The 23,391-nt window shown below is 43.9% G+C and carries 23 protein-coding genes; 10 read left to right on the forward strand and 13 right to left on the reverse strand.

Annotation, left to right across the window (positions count from 1 at the left end):
- The first annotated feature begins 32 nt into the window (after window positions 1-32).
- The 3 genes from glgX (at window position 33) to msrB (ending at window position 4,543) form a co-directional block, all read left to right on the forward strand.
- Window positions 33-2,120, forward strand: coding sequence for a glycogen debranching protein GlgX (gene glgX, locus V7R55_RS17620; protein ID WP_334060552.1), 2,088 nt, complete (start codon window positions 33-35; stop codon window positions 2,118-2,120).
- A 342-nt stretch (window positions 2,121-2,462) separates the two neighbouring features.
- Window positions 2,463-4,016, forward strand: coding sequence for an NADP-dependent phosphogluconate dehydrogenase (gndA, locus tag V7R55_RS17625; protein ID WP_334060553.1), 1,554 nt, complete (start codon window positions 2,463-2,465; stop codon window positions 4,014-4,016).
- 98 nt (window positions 4,017-4,114) lie between these two features.
- The gene (msrB, locus tag V7R55_RS17630; RefSeq protein ID WP_334060554.1) at window positions 4,115-4,543 is read left to right on the forward strand and encodes a peptide-methionine (R)-S-oxide reductase MsrB; all 429 of its coding nucleotides are present in this window, start codon (window positions 4,115-4,117) and stop codon (window positions 4,541-4,543) included.
- Between the two features lie 170 nt (window positions 4,544-4,713).
- Here the strand turns inward: msrB and V7R55_RS17635 are convergent, their stop codons facing one another.
- The gene (locus V7R55_RS17635; protein WP_334060555.1) at window positions 4,714-5,598 is read right to left on the reverse strand and encodes a DUF2989 domain-containing protein; all 885 of its coding nucleotides are present in this window, start codon (window positions 5,596-5,598) and stop codon (window positions 4,714-4,716) included.
- Between the two features lie 191 nt (window positions 5,599-5,789).
- On the opposite strand from V7R55_RS17635, the gene V7R55_RS17640 reads away from it, so the two are divergent.
- The 7 genes from V7R55_RS17640 to V7R55_RS17670 all read left to right on the forward strand — a co-directional run bounded on the left by V7R55_RS17640 (window position 5,790) and on the right by V7R55_RS17670 (window position 14,382).
- Complete coding sequence (locus V7R55_RS17640) at window positions 5,790-7,235, forward strand: glyceraldehyde-3-phosphate dehydrogenase (RefSeq protein WP_334060556.1); 1,446 nt, start codon at window positions 5,790-5,792, stop codon at window positions 7,233-7,235.
- Between the two features lie 192 nt (window positions 7,236-7,427).
- Complete coding sequence (locus V7R55_RS17645; protein WP_334060557.1) at window positions 7,428-8,567, forward strand: M14 family metallopeptidase; 1,140 nt, start codon at window positions 7,428-7,430, stop codon at window positions 8,565-8,567.
- Between the two features lie 109 nt (window positions 8,568-8,676).
- Entirely contained in the window at window positions 8,677-10,335 is a 1,659-nt protein-coding gene (locus V7R55_RS17650) for an alanine/glycine:cation symporter family protein (RefSeq protein ID WP_334060558.1), read from the forward strand.
- Between the two features lie 266 nt (window positions 10,336-10,601).
- Window positions 10,602-10,928 (forward strand): zinc ribbon domain-containing protein, encoded by a 327-nt coding sequence (locus tag V7R55_RS17655; RefSeq protein ID WP_118494035.1) that lies wholly within the window; start codon window positions 10,602-10,604, stop codon window positions 10,926-10,928.
- On the forward strand, window positions 10,929-11,222 hold the full coding sequence (locus V7R55_RS17660; protein ID WP_334060559.1) for a YeaC family protein: 294 nt from the start codon (window positions 10,929-10,931) through the stop codon (window positions 11,220-11,222). It begins immediately after the preceding gene.
- Entirely contained in the window at window positions 11,212-14,151 is a 2,940-nt protein-coding gene (locus tag V7R55_RS17665) for a DUF349 domain-containing protein (RefSeq protein WP_334060560.1), read from the forward strand. The genes V7R55_RS17660 and V7R55_RS17665 overlap by 11 nt, the downstream gene beginning before the upstream one ends.
- A gap of 12 nt (window positions 14,152-14,163) precedes the next feature.
- The gene (locus tag V7R55_RS17670) at window positions 14,164-14,382 is read left to right on the forward strand and encodes a hypothetical protein (RefSeq protein WP_334060561.1); all 219 of its coding nucleotides are present in this window, start codon (window positions 14,164-14,166) and stop codon (window positions 14,380-14,382) included.
- A gap of 73 nt (window positions 14,383-14,455) precedes the next feature.
- On the opposite strand, the gene V7R55_RS17675 is transcribed toward V7R55_RS17670, so the two are convergent.
- From V7R55_RS17675 to V7R55_RS17730, 12 genes are all read right to left on the reverse strand, one after another.
- Window positions 14,456-14,650: a hypothetical protein gene (locus V7R55_RS17675; RefSeq protein WP_012518775.1), complete on the reverse strand. Its 195-nt coding sequence runs from the start codon at window positions 14,648-14,650 to the stop codon at window positions 14,456-14,458.
- Window positions 14,651-14,681: 31 nt separating this feature from the next.
- The gene (locus V7R55_RS17680) at window positions 14,682-14,858 is read right to left on the reverse strand and encodes a DUF1328 domain-containing protein (RefSeq protein ID WP_025255564.1); all 177 of its coding nucleotides are present in this window, start codon (window positions 14,856-14,858) and stop codon (window positions 14,682-14,684) included.
- Window positions 14,859-15,103: 245 nt separating this feature from the next.
- A complete protein-coding gene (locus V7R55_RS17685) occupies window positions 15,104-15,799 on the reverse strand; it encodes a DUF2490 domain-containing protein (RefSeq protein ID WP_334060562.1) in 696 nt (231 codons plus the stop codon).
- A 120-nt stretch (window positions 15,800-15,919) separates the two neighbouring features.
- Window positions 15,920-16,564, reverse strand: coding sequence for a phosphoribosyl-AMP cyclohydrolase (locus V7R55_RS17690; RefSeq protein ID WP_334060563.1), 645 nt, complete (start codon window positions 16,562-16,564; stop codon window positions 15,920-15,922).
- Window positions 16,565-17,130: 566 nt separating this feature from the next.
- The gene (locus tag V7R55_RS17695; protein WP_334060564.1) at window positions 17,131-17,706 is read right to left on the reverse strand and encodes a CC0125/CC1285 family lipoprotein; all 576 of its coding nucleotides are present in this window, start codon (window positions 17,704-17,706) and stop codon (window positions 17,131-17,133) included.
- 24 nt (window positions 17,707-17,730) lie between these two features.
- Window positions 17,731-17,988, reverse strand: a complete 258-nt coding sequence (locus tag V7R55_RS17700) for a hypothetical protein (RefSeq protein WP_334060565.1) — start codon at window positions 17,986-17,988, stop codon at window positions 17,731-17,733.
- 69 nt (window positions 17,989-18,057) lie between these two features.
- Window positions 18,058-18,582: a hypothetical protein gene (locus V7R55_RS17705; protein WP_334060566.1), complete on the reverse strand. Its 525-nt coding sequence runs from the start codon at window positions 18,580-18,582 to the stop codon at window positions 18,058-18,060.
- 4 nt (window positions 18,583-18,586) lie between these two features.
- Complete coding sequence (locus V7R55_RS17710) at window positions 18,587-18,916, reverse strand: DUF883 domain-containing protein (RefSeq protein WP_334060567.1); 330 nt, start codon at window positions 18,914-18,916, stop codon at window positions 18,587-18,589.
- A gap of 180 nt (window positions 18,917-19,096) precedes the next feature.
- The gene (locus V7R55_RS17715; protein ID WP_334060568.1) at window positions 19,097-21,190 is read right to left on the reverse strand and encodes a response regulator; all 2,094 of its coding nucleotides are present in this window, start codon (window positions 21,188-21,190) and stop codon (window positions 19,097-19,099) included.
- A gap of 12 nt (window positions 21,191-21,202) precedes the next feature.
- Window positions 21,203-21,655 carry a response regulator gene (locus tag V7R55_RS17720; protein WP_025255558.1) on the reverse strand — a complete coding sequence of 151 codons (453 nt, stop codon included), beginning with the start codon at window positions 21,653-21,655 and terminating at the stop codon, window positions 21,203-21,205.
- Window positions 21,645-23,162 carry a sensor histidine kinase gene (locus V7R55_RS17725; RefSeq protein WP_334060569.1) on the reverse strand — a complete coding sequence of 506 codons (1,518 nt, stop codon included), beginning with the start codon at window positions 23,160-23,162 and terminating at the stop codon, window positions 21,645-21,647. The genes V7R55_RS17720 and V7R55_RS17725 overlap by 11 nt, the downstream gene beginning before the upstream one ends.
- Window positions 23,152-23,391, reverse strand: a complete 240-nt coding sequence (locus V7R55_RS17730) for a hypothetical protein (protein WP_334060570.1) — start codon at window positions 23,389-23,391, stop codon at window positions 23,152-23,154. The genes V7R55_RS17725 and V7R55_RS17730 overlap by 11 nt, the downstream gene beginning before the upstream one ends.

The raw sequence follows: 23,391 nt of genomic DNA on the forward strand, positions 1-23,391 counted from the left end.
ACGCCCTAGTGAAGAGATAAATTGAGAACGAAGTGAACGAAATTCGAGACACCGCACTAATTGTAGAAAGTGGAATGGGGAAGGCATATCCACTTGGCGCAACAGTTACACAAGATGGTTGTAATTTTGCCGTATACGCGCCCGATGCGAAGGCGGTCGTGCTGTGTTTTTTCAATAGTGACACAGAAGAGGCGGTGAGTGAGCATCCTTTGCCAGAGAAAACTGGCGATGTTTGGCACGGTCGTTACAGCGGCGTTAGCGCAGGACAATATTATGGTTATCGCGTAGAACGCGGTGAGGGAGGGTTACATGCAGTACCCACCGACAAACTGCTGATCGACCCTTATGCCAAGAAAATTAGTCGCGCAATTAAATGGGACGCAAGGCAATACAAACACGACTCTCAGTTTATGATCCCCAAATGTATAGTCATTGAACAAAATGACTATGCGCCCAGTCATGTTAGCGCGCCTGTTATCCCGAAACACAAGCGAGTAGTTTACGAAGCACATATTAAAGGGCTTACAAAACTCCATCCCGATGTACCTAAAGAACATCGTGGCAAATTTATCGGTGCTGCCCATCCGAGTGTCATCAAGCATCTCAAAGCATTAGGCATAACCACGGTGCAATTTATGCCGTTGTGTTCCTTCATGCCTGAACCATTTATTACAGAGAAGGGCTTAACCAATTATTGGGGATATAACCCGGTTAACTTCTTTGCGCCTGAACCACGCTACGGTGTGTCAGACGCCCTTGCTGAACTGAAATCTATGGTAGATGCTTATCATACAGCCGGACTGGAGGTCATTGTTGATGTGGTGTTTAACCATACAGCAGAGGCAGGCAATGGCGGCCCTATTCTTTCTTATAAGGGGTTTTGCCCTTACCAAGCTTATTTGCTAGAACAAGCTAAAAACGGAGAGTTAGTTTATTCCAACCACTCTGGCTGTGGTAACACGGTAAATACCGCGCAGCCATTTATGATGGGGCTTATTTTAGATGCTATGCGTCATTGGGTATCTGTAATTGGCGTTGACGGCTTTCGTTTTGATTTAGCAGTATGCCTGGGAAGAGAGCCACAAGAATACAACAAAAAATCTGGGCTATTAAGAGCCATTAGTAGCGACCCTGTTTTAAAAGATAAGGTGCTTCTCGCTGAACCTTGGGATATTGGGCCTGGCGGCTACCAAGTGGGTAACTTTCCTTCTCCATGGTTAGAGGTGAATGATAAATACCGCGATACGGTGCGCGCCTTCTGGCGTGGAGACGATGGCGTTACTGCGGACTTCGCTACCCGCTTAATGGGCTCACGAGATATTTTCCACAAAGGTCGGCGACATATTAGCACGTCAGTTAATAATGTGACTTATCACGATGGCTTCACGCTGCATGATATGGTCACCTACGCAGAGCGCCACAATCTTGATAATTTAGAAGAAAACCGAGATGGCCATGGGCACAACCTGTCTGCCAATTATGGTGTTGAGGGGGAAACGAATGACGAGCGAATTCTCGCTATGCGTGAGCGTCAAAAGCGTAATCTCTTTGCAACTCTGATCTTCTCGCAAGGTACACCGCATATTCTTGGTGGCGATGAATTAAGCCGCACGCAAAATGGCAATAATAATGCCTATTGTCAGGACAACCCTATTAGCTGGATGAATTGGGAATTAAACAAGCGTAAGCAAGATTTTCTTAGCTTCTGCCGGTACGTATTGCGCTTGCGTCAGTCGTCGTCACTGTTAAGCGAACTAAAGCTGCACGATGATACTTTTACGCTATCAAGAAACGTTAAAGAAATTAATTGGTATAAGCCCGATGGTTCGGACAAAGCGTCAGAAGATTGGAATGCACACCACAACAAAGCATTTGGCGTTGAAATAAAAGGGTGTGCCATGGGCGAGCAAAAACCCGAACACTGGTTCTTGTGTGTGAATGCAAGTGAAAGCGACGTGCGTTTTCACCTACCTTCTGTCATACCCAGGGGAGGGTGGACCATGCACCTGGATACGCGCTACAGCTCGCTTGAAGAACAGCCTTCAATTTGCATTCAGAAGGTGTTTCTACAGGCCAGCAAATCGCTAACCTTGTTCAGTTTCTCTCAGTTCTCTGGATAGCATAATGGCTCACAATACGACCTTATACTTGGTTAAGAGTGACTTTAAAGAATTCTAGAGTACCGTTAAACGGCACTAAACCCAGTGCACTAAACCCGGTGCACTTTAGCTGAATAAGAAACAGAGTCTTTACCTTTGTATGAATTTCATACAGCATGGGTGAAGGCGCGTAACCTAGGTGCTGAATGCGTGCCAATATCTTGGCTAAACTAGCTTACAAAACCTGTTAATGTTTACCGCTGGTGACAATTACACCAGTGCGCGCTAAATTGTTGGCTTAAGCTGTTCTTTATTCTTTCTGGTGGTATCATGCGCAGCCATCTGAAATGTGAGGGTGTTCCTATGCAAAAGAAAGGTGGTAATTCGCACGAAGACAAGTCGTGTGATATTGGTTTTATCGGTTTAGGGGTTATGGGCAGTAACCTTACCATGAACCTAGTGGACCATGGCTATCGTGTAGCGTGTTTCGATTTAGACCAAAATAAAGTTGAATCTATTCTTGCCAAAGACGCGAGCGAAAGAGCCGAAAATACTGAGCCTCGTGTTGAAGGCTGCAGTTCTTACACCGAGCTTTTAAGTAAGTTAAAAGCCCCGCACCTTATTATTATTTCTGTGCCTGCTGGCGATCCTGTAGACCACGTATGTAATCACCTTATTGACGCGGGAATTCACGCTGACGATATCGTGGTTGATACTGGCAACAGCTTGTGGACCGACTCAGTAGCCCGTGAAGAACAGTACAAAGGCAAGTTCATCTTCTTCTCTACCGCGGTGTCAGGTGGTGAAGTTGGCGCTCGTTTCGGACCATCTTTGATGCCATCCGGTAACCCTTATGCGTGGACTCGTATTGAACCAGTGCTTAAAGCCATCGCAGCAAAGGTTGACCCAGAAACAGGTAAACCATTAGAAAGCCATACTCCTGGTCAGCCAGTGTTAGAAGGCGAACCATGCGCTACCTACATCGGTCCCGTTGGGGCAGGGCACTACGTGAAAATGGTGCATAACGGCATTGAATACGCCGATATGCAGCTGATCTGCGAAACCTACCATGTTATGCGCGAAGCGCTTCATATGGCGCCTGCAGAAATTGCAGAAGTATTTCGAAAATGGAACGAAGGCAAGCTTAACAGTTACTTGATGGAAATCAGCGCAGAAGTCCTTGAACAAATGGACCCTGAAACGCAACAGCCACTGGTTGACGTTATATTAGACAGAGCGGGCCAAAAAGGTACTGGGCTTTGGACTGCTGTCAGTGCGCTACAAGTTGGTAGTCCTGCACAGACTATTACTTCAGCAGTATTCGCTCGCAGTATCTCTAGTTTGAAAGACGAGCGTGTAGCTGCGAGCAAGGTCCTTGCAGGCCCTGATGCGCCATCATTCAGCGATGATGAGAAAATGTCGATCATCAACAAGCTAGAACAAGCGCTTTATTGCTCTAAAATCTGTGCGTACGCACAGGGCTTCCAGTTAATGGCAATGGCAGGCAAAGAACACGGCTGGACATTAGAATTTGGTGAAATAGCTAAAATTTGGCGTGCAGGCTGTATTATTCGCGCCGTATTTCTTCAGTCTATTTCTCAGGCATACGAAAAGAATGAAGATTTAGCAAACTTGCTAATGGATCCGTTCTTTGCAGAGCAAATTACGCAGTATCAAGCTGACTGGCGGGAGTCTATAGCTCAGGCAACGCTTGCTGGTGTTCCGTGCCCAGCAATGATGTCTGCGCTTAGCTACTACGACTCATATCGCACTGCAGTGCTGCCAGCTAACTTGTTACAAGGCCAGCGCGATTACTTTGGCGCGCATACCTACCAGCGTGTAGATAAGCCTGCGGGCAAGAAGTATCACATTGAGTGGAGTGATCCGGCGCGTCCACAAACTGCTATCAAGAGATAGTGTTAAATAAATAGTGGTACAAACGTTCATATTTGAGCGTAAACTATGGAAAGGTGTATTTGTTCTCAAATACACCTTTTTTGTTTAAGAGGTAATTTATGTCGACAGATAAGAACCTAAACGCATCACTAACTGAAAAAGACTGGAAAACTGAGCTTAGCGACGAGGAATATTACGTTTGTCGCGAAGCCGGCACTGAACGGCCTTTTACCGGTGTGTTGCTAGACGAACAGCGGGATGGTTTGTACGTCTGCAAGTGCTGTGAAGCACCACTTTTTCCTTCAGATACCAAATTTGACGCCGGATGTGGCTGGCCCTCATTTTACAAACAGCTTGATGACGGCAACGTAGATTATAGAGAAGACTTGACTCACGGAATGCGCAGAGTAGAGATATTCTGTAAACAGTGCGGTTCACATTTAGGCCACGTTTTTCCCGACGGACCAGCACCAACCGGTCAGCGTTATTGCGTAAACTCGCTATCAATGACATTCAAGGGTGAAGACGATATAAAAGTGAAAGGCTAAATGGCCAAGCTGGAAGGCACATCAATCCTATGCGACTGGTATAAGGTAAACATCTGGTTAAATTTTAACCTTACGTTGAGCGCTTTAAAATCAACATCAAAAAAACCGCCCATAAACGGCGGTTTTTTTAATTATTTACTAATGAAATTGTGTAATTGAATTTCAAAAAATCAAAGATTATCGAGCTTTAACGAACCTGCATCGAAGGTGGCACTATCCAGATTACTGACGATTTCATCGACAATATTGTCCAATATCTCAACAGGCAGTGCGTACTTCTGACCGAGCTGTATACGTTGAGTTTCATTTAGTCGTTCGTCGTAGTTTTCAGCGACTCCATACCACACATAAGCAAGGCGATAATTCTCTCTGTCCATCCCCACCGACGCGAGAGAGTAGAAGATACTGACATCAATATCACTGCTATCCGTATACAAACTTAGCGCGCGGTAGAGAGTCTTGATGGTTCGCTCCTGGTCTGTTTTTATTTGCACAGAAGCGAGTTCAACTAATAATTTTGGATCGGTCACCTGATTGCTAGCTGCGTAGCGCTCGAAGCGATGATATGCATCTTTGTTGTTATATCGTGTCCAATGATAATAAGAGAGATAAGGGTCGAACGAGTTTTTCGTTTCTCGGCTAAGGCGTTTAATTTCACGCTGAGCAGTGATAACGCCCTTGAGTCTCGTTGCCTCTTTGCCTTTTCGTTTCACGTGTTCGATATGTTGTGCTTCTTCGACGCACTCTAGGTATTCCTCGAAGTTTAAAAGAAGTGGGTATTTATAAGCCTCGTCTTTCGAATCTTGGTTGTAGTAACGAAGCCGAATAATCTCAGCACGCTCTGCGCGACAGCGCGCATCTAAACTCAAATCTAAGCAAATCTCGCTATGAGATTCACATATTTCGCTGATAGTAGGTTCAAAAAGATCGCCACAGCCCGCAACGCTAAACGCTGCTGCTAACAAAAGTGTAGCTGCACGGCCTTTTGTTGGAAACTTACTAAATAAATTCGTTGTTGTACGAGTTTTCATAGAGGTTTTGAAACTTATCAACAATTTGGTCTTCCTTGCTTGTTTATTTAAGATACTGCTCGTCACCGTCAGGCGAAAACTCACCTAGTGTACCCTAAAAATAATAAAAAGCTGACGCGTAATTAGGAATAGTTGAGAGCGTTTGTGCCAACTAAAAAAAGCCGCGCATTCAACAATGACAACACCGTTAAATTAATATCGATGAAGGCAGAAGCATGAATCAACAGTTTGAGCAGGAATTACAAAGCAGCTGGCAAGAGCGTCAGGAATACGCAGAAATGATGTTGCCCCTTATTGGTAAACTGTACCGCAATAAGGCAGTTGAAATTTCAGTTTATGGACGCTCGCTACTGAACGCCAGTGCTATTGATGTTATTAAAGCGCACCGCAAAGTGCGTCTGCACGAAGGTATCAAGCTACGCCTACGCGAAAGCTACCCTATTTTAGAAGCTTTGAGCACCATGAAGCTTGCTCCTGCACAAATTGATATTGGTAAATTGGCTTTTGATTTTCACTACGGTTCTGCGGTCGACAACAACGACCTTACGGCCTACCTTAACGAAAAACTAAACGACGTTGCCGACAAAGAGGACGATCAGAAACCTCAGGACGTTGTACTATATGGTTTTGGCCGTATAGGTCGTTTACTTGCTCGCTTGCTTATTGAGCGTCAGGGTAAAAACAACAAGCTTCGCCTACGTGCCATTGTGGTTAGAGGCGGACGCGATGGCGACCTAGAAAAACGTGCGAGCTTACTTCGTCGCGATTCCGTACATGGGCCATTCAATGGGAGCATCACGGTCGATCACGAACGCAATGCATTAAAAGCGAACGGTTCATACATTCAAGTCATTTATGCCAACAGCCCAGATGAAGTGGATTACACGCAATATGGTATCGATAACGCTATCATCGTAGACAACACAGGTATTTGGCGCGACCGCGATGGCCTTGGTCTTCACCTTAAAGCGAAAGGCGCAGCGAAAGCTATCCTTACTGCCCCTGGTAAAGGTGACATCAAGAACATCGTACATGGTGTAAATGACGAAGAAGTCACACCAGAAGATACAATTGTATCTGCTGCTAGCTGTACGACTAACGCCATTACGCCGGTACTAAAAGCGCTAGACGAAGAATATGGCATTGAAAACGGTCACGTTGAAACCGTTCACTCTTACACTAACGACCAAAACCTTATCGATAACTACCACAAGGGCGACCGTCGCGGACGTAGCGCGCCACTTAACATGGTTATTACCGAAACAGGCGCAGCAAAAGCCGTAGCAAAAGCCTATCCGAAACTGGCAGGCAAACTTACCGGCAATGCTATTCGCGTACCTACGCCAAACGTATCGCTAGCGATCTTGAACCTAAACCTTAAAACGCCGGTGGATCGCATTGCAGTAAACGAGTTCTTGCGCGATACCGCGTTGTTCTCAAAGCTTCAACACCAAATTGATTACACGGCAAGTAAAGAGATTGTATCAACAGACTTAGTCGGCTCTCGCGCTGCGTCTGTGGTTGACTCTCAGGCAACTATCGCTGCAGATAACCGCCTGACACTATATGTGTGGTATGACAACGAGTTTGGTTATAGCTGTCAGGTATTGCGCGTGGTTCGTGATATGGCAGGGCTAAGCTTCCCTACATTACCACTTTAAATTGAAAGCATTGAAAGTGAGCCTTTAAAAAGTCGAACTTTTAACTGTACAAAAAACCGACCCAAGTGGTCGGTTTTTTGATGGTGTAAACATTTTGTATACTCTTGATAGTACAAAACCCGCTGTGTGCGTGGAATTTGTGTTTACGTCTATGCTAAATTAGCGCCCAAATAATGAGGAAAACGACAGTCTATGCATATTTCCAGTCAATTCGACAGCGGTAACATTGAAGTAGTTAGCGCACAATCACCAGACGATATTCGTCTCACCATCCCTAATGATAACCAATCTGAATTTGCACAGTGGTTCCATTTTCGTTTAGTCGGCGAAACCTTTGTTACTCACACAATGACCATAGGTAACTTGGCAAAATCAGCGTATCCAGAAGGTTGGAAGGGTTATAACGTTCTTGCATCTTATGACCGTCAAACTTGGTTTAGAATTCCTAGCGAATTTGACGGCGATAACCTTACGTTCTCACTAACGCTAGAACAGCCGAGCGTTTACTTTGCGTATTTCATTCCGTATAGCTACGAACGCCACCTTGATCTTGTGCACGACGCGCAAATGTCATTATTGTGCGAGCATAAGTTTTTAGGCCTTACCCTAGATGGCCGCGATATGTCTATGCTGGTTATCGGTGAAGAAACGCCAGAAAAGAAAAAAGTCTGGATCACTGCACGTCAGCACCCTGGTGAAACTATGGCCGAGTGGTGTGCTGAAGGTATTATCTACCGTTTGTTAGACGAGCAAGATGGCTTGGCTCGACATTTGCTTGATAACGCTGTGTTCTACATAGTGCCAAATATGAACCCAGACGGAAGCGCACGCGGTCACCTGCGTACCAACGCTGTAGGAACCAATCTTAATCGCGAGTGGGCGACACCTACGCAGGAAAAAAGCCCAGAAGTGCTTTATGTACTCAACGCAATGAGTGAAAGTGGTGTAGATATGTATCTTGATTTGCACGGTGATGAAGCATTGCCGTACAACTTTGTAGCAGGAAGCGAAGGTAACCCTAGCTACAATGACACCATCAAAATGCTTGAAAATACGTTTAAAGATGCGCTGTTGAACGCTACGCCAGAGTTTCAAGATGAATTTGGCTACGATAAAGATGAGCCTGGTAAAGCTAATTTAACCGTGGCTTCAAATGCGGTGGGCGAGAAATTCAAATGCATGGCATATACGGTAGAGATGCCATTTAAAGACAACGCAGATGTGCCAGATGAAATCTACGGTTGGTCGGTACAGCGTAGCCGTCAATTAGGTGAAGATTTACTTATTGGTGTGAATGCGGTTGTTAAAAAGCTAAAAGCATCAGAGCAATAAAATAAAAATAAGGAAGCAAAAGCTTCTGCAAAAAAGGCCTCGACAAAAAGAGGCCTTTTAATTACTAAAATAAAACAACAATTACACATAATAAAAAAGGGGAATAACGTTGGAAGGGTTATATGGTTTTCTAACTATGCTCGATGGATTCTTAGGGGGCGCGTTCTGGTTTCCTTATGTTCTATTAGGCGTAGGTCTTTTCTTTACGGTTTATCTTAAGTTTCCGCAAATTCGTTTTTTTAAACACGCTTGGCAGGTTGTGACTGGTAAGTTTGATAAAGAGAGCGATCCAGGTGATACAACGCACTTTCGTGCACTAACTACTGCATTGTCTGGTACCGTAGGTACAGGTAACATTTCAGGTGTTGCTTTCGCTATTTTCCTTGGTGGTCCCGCAGCACTATTTTGGATGTGGGTAACCGCTTTTTTGGGTATGACAACCAAATTTGTAGAAGTTACTTTGTCACATAAATACCGAGTTAAGACAGAAGACGGCACCATGGCCGGTGGCCCCATGTACTATATGGACCGTCGCCTTAACATGAAGTGGTTGGCAGTAGCCTTTGCCATTGCCACAGTGGTGAGTTCATTTGGTACGGGTAACCTTCCACAAAGTAATGGTATAGCACAAAGTATTGAGGCTACCTTTGGCTTCGAGCCATGGGTGGTAGGAAGCGTATTAGGTATTCTTCTAGCCCTTGTAATTCTTGGCGGTATTCAACGTATTGCTGCGTTTACAGCGCGGGTTGTTCCAGTTATGGCCGTGATCTACCTTATTGGTGCACTTGCCGTGATTTTTGCAAACCTAGAGAACATTGGGCCTTCCTTCGCCGCCGTTATTGGTGATGCATTCACTGGTTCAGCTGCCGCAGGTGGCTTTTTAGGGGCTTCGCTAGCTTACGCATTCAACCGTGGTGTTAACCGTGGTCTGTTTTCAAACGAAGCGGGTCAAGGCTCTGCCCCTATCGCTCACGCAGCTGCAAAAACAAAAGAGCCTGCGTCAGAAGGTATGGTTTCACTGCTTGAACCTTTCATCGACACTATTTTAATTTGTACCGTTACTGGTTTAGTTATTCTGTCGTCAGGGGTTTGGAAAGAAAAACACGAAAACGTATTCGACCGTTCAGACATGTACTTCGTAGCAGGCCAATACGACGATACAAATCAAGCAGACGTAAACAAGCTTTATGGTTATTTGAACGAAATTGAAGGAAACAGTGTTGAACCTTACACCGGTTCAATTACCGTTGTTAACGGCACTGCCGTAAGCGACGGGTTTACCCTACTTAATGCACGTTCAATAGCAGAAGACGTGAAGTACGCAGTAGGTAGTGAAGATTTATTTACCGGCACATTAAAGATTGTCGATGGAAAACCGGTTAAAGATAATCTTGAAGTAAGCGGCAAGTCGCTAGTTCACTCAGCAGCGCTAACCACTATTGCTTTTACTCGTGGTTTCTTTGGAGACGCAGGGCAGTACATTGTATCCATCGGCCTAATGTTATTCGCTTTCTCGACCGCTATCGCATGGTCTTATTATGGCGATCGCGCTATGACCTACTTGCTTGGTCCACGCTCGGTGATGCCGTATCGCGTAATCTACGTGGCAGGCTTTGTTTGGGCAGCATTCTCCGATACCACACTTGTTTGGGCGCTTTCTGCCGTGGCAATTGTTGTAATGACGCTTCCCAACTTGTTTGGCATCATGCTGCTGTGTAAGGAAATGAAAGAAACAGTCAACGACTACTGGTCTCGACACAAAAAATAGCATTAAAACTATCTTTGGTACTGCCTCTGTTTAAGTCTTTAGGCGAATAAGCGAACCGAAAAGGCAGCAGGTAAAAATGCGCAGTGGTGAACTTTGTACAAAAGTTAACACCCTGCGCATTTTTGTTTTGTAACGAGGAGGCTAATCCACAGAATCGACTTCATTGTTGTGATGAACTTCAGTATGATACCCGTCCGCGTAAAATGCTGGCGCACTTAAGTACGCTCAAGCATTTCTAATTCGCACCAAGTAAACAGGAGCAACATATGGCATTAGTTGACTGTCCTTCATGTAATAAGAAAACATCTGATAAAGCGAAGACGTGCCCTCACTGCGATTTTAAAATCGGGGACGCGACCTCGGAAGATATAGAGCGTAAACAAAGCTTACAAAGATTTAAAAAATTAGCGAGTATCCAGAACCAGTCGCTTATTGCTATGCTCATATTTGTTGCGAGTTTTGGCTTCATGTATTGGGGCGGAACCCGCCCGGGCGACTTGCAACACAATTTAGCTATTTTGGGCGCTGTGGTTGGCTTTGTATGGTACTTAGTAAATCGCGCGCGAATTGTTTACATAAAGCGTTTTTCCTAAATGAATATAGAAGCACTTGTAGCCAGCATGACGCCGGAGATTTACGAGCGTCTGCGTCAGGCTGTTGAAACCGGTAAGTGGCCAGATGGCACACCTCTAAATGACGAGCAGAAAGCAAGCAGCATGCAGGCTGTTATGCTGTACCAATCTAAAATAGAAAGGTCCTCTGAACACATGACTGTAGGCGAAAGCGGCGAAATTGTGCATAAAAGCAAAGCCGACTTTAAACGCTCGTTACGCGATGAGCAGGAAGATAAAAATACAATAGCGCGGTTTAAACAGGATGATATTTAGTCGTATATTTGCGCCTTCACACCAAAGCCCAAAGCCTGAGAAACGGATGCAGGCAATAGAGAATCTTTCTCCCGATAAGGCACAGGAAAAAACAATTCTTCACGAACTGGCATTTAATGATGAAGATGCCAATGTCTGTCTTGCAGCACTTGAAAAGCTTAACAGCTTTGTGCTGTGGCTTAAAATGTCGCAAATTGCAAAGCAGTCTCGCGTTAGAAAAACAGCTGATAGAAAGGTAAAAGCCGCTTTATTAGGTGAAGGAGAAGTTACACTTTCCCGCCAAGAGATATTCTCTTTTTTAACTGAGACGGCCAACGCTGATTTAGTAGCGCAGTTAGTACCGCAAATGTTGAAAAATAAGCCCATGCTCTTAAAGGATGATGGTCTAGCTAACGCACTGATTGAAAAGGTGGCGAAACCTTCGTTTACCCAGTTTGTCTTTTTAGAGGGGGCAAGTCCCCAACTGCAGGCTCAATTAATCAACGCACATTCAGACGTGGCGGACTTGCAGAAGCTTGCGAAGAAAGTGTCAGATGATGCGCTTACTGACCAAATAAATGGGCGGATCGACGCAATCAAAGAGGCTGCAAAACGCCCAGTGGAGCTTAAAAAGCAGTTAACCTTGGTGTTATCTAAATACCAAGCATTACTTGATAAGTCTGACGTTGAAACTATTGATGAGAAGCGCAACGATTTAGAAGGCGAGCTAACTGGGCTATTTGCACAAATTGATTTGCTGGTTGAGGAAGAACGCGCGGATTACGAAGAAAAGCGTAGTCGCATAACTGAACAAGTAGAACGATATTTAAGTCGTATCCGGCCTGCATGGGAAGAAAAGCAACAAGCTTCGCAACGTGCCAATACAAAAGCATTATGCGAACAGCAATTAACTCATGCAAAGGAACAAGTTTCCTGGTTATACAAAAATCGCTTATGTGAAGCGACGCTTGCAGACGTGGCTACCGTTAATGAAAGTGTGCGCGGTGTAGAAGCTACTTTGGAACAGCTTACTCGTTTAGGTAGTGATCTTACCGCTGAAAAGCGTATCGCAGAAATTAAGCGTGAGGTTGATGCGTTAAATGAACAGCTTGATCGCTTCTCTATGCAGCAGCAATACGGGCAAAAGCTGTTAATTAAGCTTCAGTTTCTTGAAGATATCGCCGGCAAAATTGCTTTTGAAAATGATAGCGATAAAGTAGAAATTGACCGCAACTTAGGCGGGGAAAAAGAGGTTGCTTCTGCGTCTAGTGATGAAAGCGTAGCAAACGACGCACTGGCCTCAGAGCGGAGTTTGCAGAGCCTTAAAACTCAATTTGACGAAGCAAAGCAAGCGTATAACGCACTCAGTAGTGAAATCGACGCCGTACCTAAAGATTTGTCTAAGCGCTTCAACACGGCGAAAAACAGTGTTAATGCCAAAGAGCGAGCGCTAAGAAACAAAGAGAACGAGCAAGTAAAACATGTACGTAAACACATAAGCGTTATTGATAACTTAATTTCTCAAGGTAAGTTTCGCGTTGCAATTTCAAGGTTTGCTAAGCTTCAGGAAACTTACTCTGCATTGACAAGTTCTGCAAAAAAGAGCGTGGAGAAGCGCTTTGTGAAGACTGCGGATGATGTATCACGATTAGAAGGCTGGCAGGATTACCTTGCAGCACCGCGTAAGCCAGCTCTGGTGGCGGAGGCCAAAGCGTTGGCAGATGCGACTCCTGACAACATTAAGCAAAGAAGTGACGCCATTAAATATCTGCGCAAGCAATGGTTATCGCTAACACCGTCATCGTCAAATAACGACGAAAGTAGTGAGGACCAATTGCAGCTCCAATTCGATGCTGCCCTTGAGAAGGCGTTCGAGCCTTGTAGAGTGCATTACGCTAAGCTAGATGAGCAACGTGCAGCCGCGCGGGAACAGCGTGAATCAATCATCAATACCGTTAAGGCAATGGATATTAATATGCCCGAAGCTCAGTTGGTAAAGGTGTTTGATAGAGCATCTAAAAAGTGGCACAGCGCAGGTCAGGTTGAGCGCGATGTATACGAGCAGTTAAAGCGAGAATGGAAGGCAGTTTCTTCACCTATACAAGCTAAAGTGAGTCAATGGCAAATTGAGAACCAAGCACAAAAGCGTGCTCTGGTTACTGAGGCTCAGCAGCTTTCGACAAACGAGGATATAACAGACGCTGCCGACAAGGGTCAGCAGTTGCAAAAGCAATGGAAACAAGTAGGTCACGCTGGTAAACGCGAAGAGAGCAAGTTGTGGGCAGAGTTTAAAGCTGCAAACGACACAGTTTTTGAGCGTTTAAAAGCGCAGCGTAAGCTGCAGGCCAATGCATCGAATGCGTTAGTAGATTCCTTGTTAAACCAAATTGAGGCTATCGACATTAACAGTGATGACGCTGGTTTTGCACTAGCTGTTAATGCCGTTCAAGCTCAACTAAGCGAGCTGTCTAAAGGGCAGCGCAGCAAAGTTGAACGAAAGTTAGACACGATTGAAAACAAGCGAGAGATACTAGCGAATAATGCGCAGTTGCAAGCTCGCTTAGCGCGGGCTCAAGCGCTTGTCTCATTACTTCAACTGAGCGTTGGCGAGGGCAGTGGCGATGAACAATCGTTAGCAGAAACGTTAGGTAAGCGTTGGTCAAGTTTACTTGTTCAGTCTACTGGCAGTGCAGCGGGTCACCACGATAGACAGTGGTTGACGGTTGCATTAGAGGTAGCGACGGGTATGCCTAGCCCAGACGCTGATGCCTCAATACGCTCTAGCGTACAGCTACAAATGATGACATCAAAGTTGGAACAAGGGGAGGCGGCGACTGCTTCCGACATTCTTGCTGACTGGTTATCTTATGAATCGATAAATAAAGCGGACAATGATCTGCTTCAACGTGTCGTGGCAGTAATCAGTGCTCACCCTGAAATAGTGGCGTAACCGGAAAAATGAATGGAAAACAGTGTTGAGTTTCAATTTGAAACCGAAATGTCTGCGTATCGGTTTTTGAATACCGTTAAGCATATTGATGCTGAAGGGTTAAGAGTGAAGTTTGGGCGTACCGATCACCATGTGAGCGTGCAATATCGTTATGGGGTAGGTGAGTTTGATTCTACGCTATCTACACTGGATGATCTTGCTCGAGAGCTAGGTGGTGAAGAAGTCTCTTAAAAAGAATAAGTTAAGAATATCTATACAAAAAAGGGCCAGACTATAGTCTGGCCCTTCTGTCATAAAGACGTGATTAACAATCTTTATCTTCGGCTTCTACACCTTCTTTCACATCTTCACAAGCGTCTTCAACGGCGTTACCTGCATCGGTAACCATTTCGTCTAATTCTTCGCCTGCGTCTTCTGCTTCACCGTCACCACATGCTGCTAGTGATAGTGCAAATGCTGATGCTACTAGTACCTTTGATAAATTCTTAAATGAAAACATATCCTTACTCCTTTTTCCTGTTAAAATATTCCTAGGCCCTTGGTGCTTTTCCACGTAACGCATTAGCGATAAGTGAAATTACCAACAACGCGATAAACACAAAGAAAAGAAATTGTGCGATACCTGTTGCTGCACCTGCGATGCCTCCAAAACCAAAAACTGCTGCAATAATGGCGATGATAAAAAATGTGATTGCCCAACCTAACATAACTTGATCCTCGTATTGCTTCCGTTACTTTCACAATGACTAATGCTATCTTCATGCCTAATATGCAAGTGTATGAAAATTATAGGTTAAATATTATTTAGGTAGGGTTTTTAAAGAAAAGTTGGTGACGATGAAGGTCACGATTACACAAATGAATGCATTTTTTACATGACTAAGAAAAGCCTTTGTCTCACTATTTTAATAACAAAGAGCAAAGGCTCATGGTACGAGTTCCTTTTTGCTTATTACCAACTTCCGAAAAAGGTTAGAGATAGGTTGTGATTTGTAATGGCATTGGTATTGCGTCCAGGCAAATCTATATAATTGTTTAAATACCCGAACTCAACGCGCCACTTTTCATTCATTTGATACGCTGGTCCTACGTATAGCCGATTTTGGTCTAATCCGCTGTCTTGACCCCAATCAGTATTATTCAAACCAAAAAATAACTCGTCCCAAACGACCATCGACCAATTTTCATTTAACGCTTTTGACCACCTAACAAATTGTCTGAATCTGTGGCCAACTTCATCACTTTCCTCGCTTCTGTAACGCTGCTCTAAGCGACTTCGTGCTGACACAGTACCACCCATAAATCTGCCGAGTGAATATGTAGCTTGTTGCCACAACCTATCTTCATCGATTGAGCGGTCGTCGGTTTCGATGGTAACCCTTGCTGCGCCCAGCCACAACGTTGTGTCATTTGATAGTTTATAGCCAATACCAGGCCGAACAATAGAGACTCCAAGGCGGGATGCGTCTTCTTTGAAGCGCAGATGGCCGTCAAACCAGAATTGCCATTGCCCTTTATCGTCAACATCTCCTGTAAGAGCAAGTGCATTCCAAGATTGAAAATCCGATTCGGCATATGATTCCACGTTTATACCTATCGCGAGCAAAAGAATTAGTACAAAGCGGTTCGCGATTTTTTTCTCGCTCATAGTTTTTCTCATTAAATGTGATAAAAGAGGCAAAGCGAAAGGGAAAAAAACCGCTTTGTCTATAAAAGGGAGAGTGTTTTGCCCCTCGTAATCTTCAACAGTTGAGGGGCGGAGCGTTATCTAGTTAGTATTTGGGTTGTAAGGTAAAGAGGACTGGTGAGCAACGATACGCAGATCTCCGTCACTGTCTTTAACATAGGCAAAGGTATACTCTACTTTTGTTTCCCCACCTTTTGTGTCAGTAAAAAAGTAGTTGCCCATAGCCACGGCCATACGACAACTGTTGTTGATGATTCCAACATTATCGAACTTCACGTTTGTATAAGGCTTAATAGCAAAACCCTTATCTTCTTTGTAAGCGTCATTTCCACCAACAAAGTAAGAAAGTGCTGCATCAAAGCTTGAGCGAAACTGGTCATTCGATGCAAGCGTGGGTTTAAACAGTACACTACTTAAATCATATCCGTACATGTCCTGTATAAAATCAGCGGCTTCACCAGAGTAATCTCCGTCATTACTAAACACCGCGCCAATTCTTACAATACCTTCGCCCCACATTTTTTGCGCTGCTACGACTTCACGTTCTGTAATGCACTCATCTGAGTACAGCAATGCATTGTCTAACGCTCGCGCTTTTAAAACAGGTGAATTTTGGCTGTATGACTCTCCCATCTGAGGTTTTGCCACTGCGCTACAGCCTGTTACTAACATAACAGTGGTTGCTACAAGGGTAGTTTTTGTCATTAATGTGCTTAGCTTTTTCATGCCTGACTCCTTAGTCATTTGCAAAATAAATACATGTTACTGCTTGGCTCGGTTATGTTGATTAATGGCCTGCATCTGATAAATAATTCAGGCCTTGAAATCTGCTTTGCAGTTCATGATTTCAATGATAGCTAGCTATAATGACGGAGACTTTTGTACAACATTAATAGAAGATTAACGGGCCATTAAAATTGTTGATGTTGAATGAAAATTGACGATTGGAGTGTGAAAAAGCCCAAATTTGTATTTGACGGCATAGCCTCTTCGGCATCACGTAGTTATTTTATAAATCTAGTAAAGTATTAGAACAAAGTGATCAGAAGGCAGTGACTTAAGGTGAATTGCATCACCGCAATACGGCTTTGTAATAAAAGTAGCTAGTTAAATTGTTGCGAAAAATAAGTGTATGTTGATAAAAATGGGGAGAAGCTTTTCAGTAACCATCGTTCAAATTCTGAAAAGCATTTCACTAGTAGAGCAGCCTTTTATGGTTCACCCGCAACTCGAACCTATGGGCATTACATGCTGAGCAGCTTGCTTAGTCGAAAGTGAGAAAGGCATTTGGCTTATCCCTTATTAGGTTTTAAAGGCTCTGCAAGCACCTCTTGTACTGAAAACGCGCTTTTACCCAAGCTTGCTTTATCTTTTGAGACTCTTACATTGATAGTGAAGTAAATGTCATTAATTCGCGTCTTTACGACGTCACTAGAGTTAGGCGTTTCCATTGGCTGAGCTACTTCATTACAGCCGGACATGGTGCATTGTCTGTCAGTTTGAAATACAGCCGGCTTTTCTTTTCCAGCCATTACTTCCCTAGCTATGACAGGTTTTTTATCAACGTTTGTTTTCAATACCGTTAAATAACTATACCCCTGTTCTTGCGCAATCTCTGCAGCGCGGTACAAAGCGAATTGCTGAACCTTGTCAGCCGGCGTCTTATCAGTCGCCTTAAAAAGAATTTTGTACTCGTTTTCAGATACTTTTTCGCTTGAATAACCATAAGCAGTTTTGGAATTGGCTGACTTATAGGGGGTAGGGGCTGCGACTGGTGTCGACGAACAACCAACTATCGCAAGGCTTAGTGTTGTGCTGATAGCGGCAACAAGTATACGGCTATTTCTTATTTTTCTTTTCGTGTTCATCTCACAAACTCCTTAGTACTGTGATCACTGAAACAATGAAAATAACGCAGTTCTGCCTATCGCTGTTAACGCTTGATTGCGTTTTGCTTTAGGTTTAGCGTCTACTGCTCCTTTGTATGCTCCAGCAGAGCTGATAGCAATTAAAGTCTCAGGCTTTCCCATCATTAATCTACATTGCCTTTTTGCTTGTGTAAGTGCAATATCTGCATGATGTTTCTGGGCAAAATAAGCATGTTCTTTTTGCGCAATATCTCGTATATTCGCTTTTAAAAAGATGTTCATAATAATTACCTCACTTGCTTAACAGTGGATTAAATCGCCAATGCGCGGTGTATACATTTGCCGTGTGTATTATCCGAGAACTCTACGCCATGTCTGAATCAATCTGCTTAAACTCAGATAACCAAATGCGTTCTGAGCAAGCTTGAAGAATCCAAATGCCGCAAGACTATTTAGTATCAATAACACAAGTGGTACTACAACGTAATGCACGCCAGCATTGTGAAGTATAGCGCCTACAGCGATATTTAAGATAAGCCAACAAACCGTACCAACGGCAAATGCTGCAAGACACGCAAAGACAGTGACGAAAAAACTCTTCTTAACCAGCATGAGTTCACTGTTGGTGAGTTCAAGAAATGCAAAGCCTTGCTCTTTTCTCTGAGAAAATGCTTCCTTGAGTGCGTTAAATACGTCAGAGAATGACGGGTCGGGATATTGTTGTTGCGTTGATTGTTCGCCATTTTGTGACGAAGCCTGGTTACCTTCTTTTCCATTATTTACACGAAATATCGCCTGCGCCGAAGGCGGCGTCAGGCGAAATGGATTTTCATGGCACGTTGTATAACGTGCTTTGTGAAAATCTGGTACTTTCATAACTTTACTTCTTACGTAGAAGTGATGTAACTAGCATGCCTGCTGCAAAAGCAATACCTGCAGTTTGAATAGGGTTTTCAATTGCGTACTGGCGTACTTTTGATGCCTGCCACTTTTGCTCTGCTAAACGTTTTCTTTCCGACATGTTTTCTGCAGACGATGAAGCTGTGCGACGAATGTTTTCTTCCGCCACGCCCGCACTATCCGCTAACTTATCTACTGATGCATGAAGGGTGTCTTTTAGTTGATCCGTTACCGGGTGACTTGGTTCAGCCACACCGTTAGTGCTAGTTGTCTTAACGTTTTGTGGTTTTGCTGAAGTTTGTGTAGCCATAATACTCTCCTTAATATTTTGGGTTCACAATAACTGTTGCAACGGGTGTACCAACTAAAAAGTCCTTTATTTACAGCTGGATAGATTAATTTTTCGTTTGAGGGGGGGGGAAAGGTTTGCAATAGAAACGCGTTATCCTTGCAAACCCCTGTAATATTTTCCTACTTAGGAAGTGAAAAACTAACCTCCACCCACAACGGATGCGAGGTCATCTTTTGAAACGGGTTTGAGTAGAGCGCTATCTATACCTATTGACCCCATCATGTCTTGATCCGCTTCATGCCCGCTAACAATGGTAAGCGTCGCATTTGGCAACTTATCTTTAAGTTCACCAGCTAAATCGTAACCACTGTAATCGGGTAGCGTTAAATCCATTAAAATATGATCAAAGTCGCCGCTTTGTGCGGTGGTAAGTGCATCTGCACCGCAATGCTCTGTGGTAACTTCATGTCCCAAGTGCACTAAAAAAAGCTGCAATAGCTCTGCAGCATCTTCATCATCTTCAACCACTAAAATACGCTTGTTTGCTGGAGTACTATCATTTTTTATCTGAGAAGTATTTTCCGCCACTGAGCCTGTATTCATATAGGATTTAAGTCCGTCGCTTGTGGGCATGTTCTCTTCCGGCGCAAAAGGTTTATGTAAGGGCATGTCAGCAACTTGTGCTTCTACATTCGTGAAAGTGATGTGATCGCCAGGAGGGAGATATTGTGATAGAAGCTGAGCTAATGCAAAGCGGTCTATTGGTTTGCCTATGATATCGTTAAAACCTTCACGTATTAGAGATTCTCTGAGACCTTTGCGACTGGCCGCGGTAACTGCAATGACGGGAATATCTTTGCCATGACGACGTATAGCATGTAGTGCTTCAATGCCGTTCATCACAGGCATGTGGATATCCATAAGAACTAAATCAAAAGGTTGATTGTGCTCATCAGCCTGTAACACTGCTTCGAGTGCTTTAACGCCATTTTCAGCATAACTAATGTCTGCCTGAGACTGGCTTACAAGGTGGCCGGTAAGTCGTCGAATTTCTCTTAAGTCATCAACAATCAGTACTCTACCTGTAACATTTAGATCGATACTGCTAGATTCAACGTTTTGTATCTGACCGAGCTCCATGTCAATGAGGGGCTGTGTAGATACGTCACCTGGATTAATATCAAATGTGAATGTACTGCCTTGCCCTAGTCGAGATGACACATCTATATCGCCGCCAAGCTTAGTGACAAGTTCTTTACAAATGGCGAGCCCTAGACCTGCACCACCGTGATTGGCGCGCATCACATCTTCAATTTGTTCGAAAGGTTGGAAGATATTAATTAGTTTGTCTGGAGGCATTCCAATGCCAGTATCGTCTACGGAAAATCTAAGTCGCTGAGGTTTGTCGGAATCTGTTGAGTTTCCCTCAAGAGTAATAGTGAGCGTGATGCTGCCCTTGTCAGTGAACTTAACCGCATTAGAAATCAGGTTAAGCAGGACCTGACGAAGTCTAGTGGGATCTGTCTGAACAAATTCAGGGATTTTGGTATTAGAAACCACATTTAAACTCAGCCCCTTATCCTTGGCGTTCAAGCGCATTAATGAGTGAATATCAGTAAGAAAAGCAGATAAGTTCACATCTTTAATGTTTAGTTCTAATTTATCTGCCATTATCCGAGACATGTCGAGTAAATCGTTGAGCAAGCTCAATAAATGTTTGCCGTTTGAGTGAATTATCGATAGCTCTTGTTGGAACGGGCTGTTTCTCGCGTCATCTATGAGAAGTTCTGTGTAGCCTAGAATAGAGGTGAGTGGGGTGCGCAGTTCATGACCAAGATGAGCAAGGAACTTGTCTTTAGCTTTGTTCTTTTGCTCAACCTTGTTGCGTTCAATCCGCTCGTTCTCTATGTCCCGACGAACCATAGCGTAGCGTATGGTGCGCATAAAGCGTGGTGTTTCTATTTCGGACTTCTGTAGATAGTCAGCGGCGCCTGCGCGCATTACCATTTCATCTACTGTAACGTCTGACTGACCCGTTAAAATAACGACTGGAAGACTAAATTGATTCGACTTCAAAACGCCTAAAACATCTATAGCATTCTCAGCGCCTAATAAATAGTCGAGCAAGCACAAATCAAAATCTTGGGTCTTCAGCGCCTCAACGGCATCAAGACTGTTTGTCACCCAAGTCAGCTCGAACTTAGGTGACTCACACTGTTCTAGATAGTCAGAAGTTAAGAAGTAATCATCTTCGTCATCTTCTACCAATAGAATTTTAATAACCTCTGACATCTAGTACCTCTTTTACTCGTGTGGTAACTCTACAAACTCGATCCAATAGCGCCCTAGCGCACGCATTAGTTCAACCAAGCCCTCAAAATTAACTGGTTTAGTAATATAAGAGGCGCAACCAAGGTCGTAACCACGAAGCATGTCCTCCTCTTCTTTTGATGTTGTTAAGATAACAACGGGAATACTGCGTAGTTTAGGGTCGTTTTTAAGTTCCTGGAGTGCTTCGCGACCATCTTTTCTCGGCATATTTAAATCAAGCAAGATGAGGCTAGGGCGAGGCGCTGACGCAGGATCCGTGTATTTCCCCTCATGACGGAGAAACTCCAATAATTCCACACCGTCTTCAACACAAAATAAGTTGTTTAGTACGCGACTCTCTTGCAGCGCGTCAACGGTCAGTAAACGATCATCCTCATCATCGTCGGCCATCAATATATTTATTGGTTGGGTTTGTTTACGCGTCATTGTGTATCTCTCCATTATTATTGTTAGAACCAAACGGCTCGCTATCCACTGGGATAATTATAGTGAATGTGGCCCCGTGACCTTGCGCGCTCGTTGCAGTGATCTGACCATTATGTCTTTCTACTATTCTTCGACATACGGCAAGCCCTATGCCCGTGCCCTTATATTCACTCCTACCGTGAAGGCGCTGGAAAGGAGCAAATATTTTCTCTGCGAATGACTGGTCAAAACCAATACCATTGTCAGTAACCGTAATTTTTATCCAATCGTATTCCTCAGACATTATGATATCTCGAGTATCTTCTTCGCTTGCTTCTTGTAAATTGATTTTGACAACGGGCGTAACGCCTTCACTTTGAAATTTAAGCGCATTAGAGACTAAGTTTAAAAACAGTTGCTCGAGCTGTGTCTTGTCACCACGAACGGTAGGCATATTCTCGCTAACGTCTACCCGCGCTGATTTTTCATCAATGGCGATTTCTAAATCGCTTAATACGCTTTGCACAACCTTGTTTAAATCTACTTCATTAAAATCTTTGCCACGGGTTGATACACGAGAAAACGCAAGGAGGTCAGATATAAGCATCGACATGCGCTCAGCTGCGTTTAGCATTCGCGCTAGATAATCTTTACCTCTTTCATCAATAACCTCGTTGTATCCAGACTCTAGCCGGTTGCCGAACGCCCTAATTTTGCGAAGTGGTTCCTGCAAATCATGCGAAGCAACGAATGCAAAATCTTCCAATTCCCGGTTACTTCGGGCTAGCTCATCAGAATAAAGGCTAAGTTCCTGTGTTCGTTCTTCTATGCGACTCTCTAAATCCTCATTTACACTCTCAAGATCAGCCTGATACTTTTCGTGCTCTCGCGAATTTATTTTTAATAGCAGGAAAACCGCAATAACGAGTAGTAGGGTAGTAGCCGATGAGATGATTAAGGTATTTACTGAGTCTCTTCGCAAGCTCATCAAATTTGCTAAATGCGTACCTTGCATATCACGTTCAGACTCATCGATTTCGCGAAAAAGTACTTCAAAACGTTTATAAAGCAGAATACCTTTATCGCTTTTAACCAGGTTAACAGCCTCTTGCTTACTCCCTTCCTTAACGAGTTCTACTGCTTGAATAACCTCGTTGACCTTGGCCTTGGTTAGCTTAAGCAATTCCTCAATTCTTACAGTTTGCTCATCGATATCAGACGAAAAAGAGCTCACCTCCACTTCGTCCATTAACTCGCCGATAACGCCAAGCGATTCAGTGTAGTCAGTGAGATATTCTTCGTCATCTGTAAGCATGTAGCCTCGCTGGCCTGACTCCACTCGGAGCACAGCAACGTGAAGCCTGTTTACCGCATTAATTACTCGATTAGTTGTAAATAATCTGGCTTCAAGTGCCGAGAGGTCGTTGAGTGTGCTTACCACGTAAAAAGAGTTTGCTGTCATAACGACAATGATGACAACAACCAAAATTATCCAGCTGTAGATGGAAGACAGAACTTTAGAGATCATTTATTTGTTCCGGATCATTTTTGCCTAATTCTGATGTCATTTCAGATAGGGTTTCGCTGCAGTCTTTTGCACTGCTTATTATTTTATCCAACGCAGCCAGTGCTTTCTCAGGAGCAACGTCTCCGTTCAAGGCCATTTTTACTAGCTCTGCCTGCATAGATATTCTATTTAACGGCTTCCGAGCATCATGTACAAAAACACCCAGTCGTGAAAACTCTTCGCTAGTCAT

The sequence above is a fragment of the Alteromonas sp. S005 genome, assembly GCF_036864475.1.
Taxonomy (GTDB): domain Bacteria; phylum Pseudomonadota; class Gammaproteobacteria; order Enterobacterales; family Alteromonadaceae; genus Alteromonas.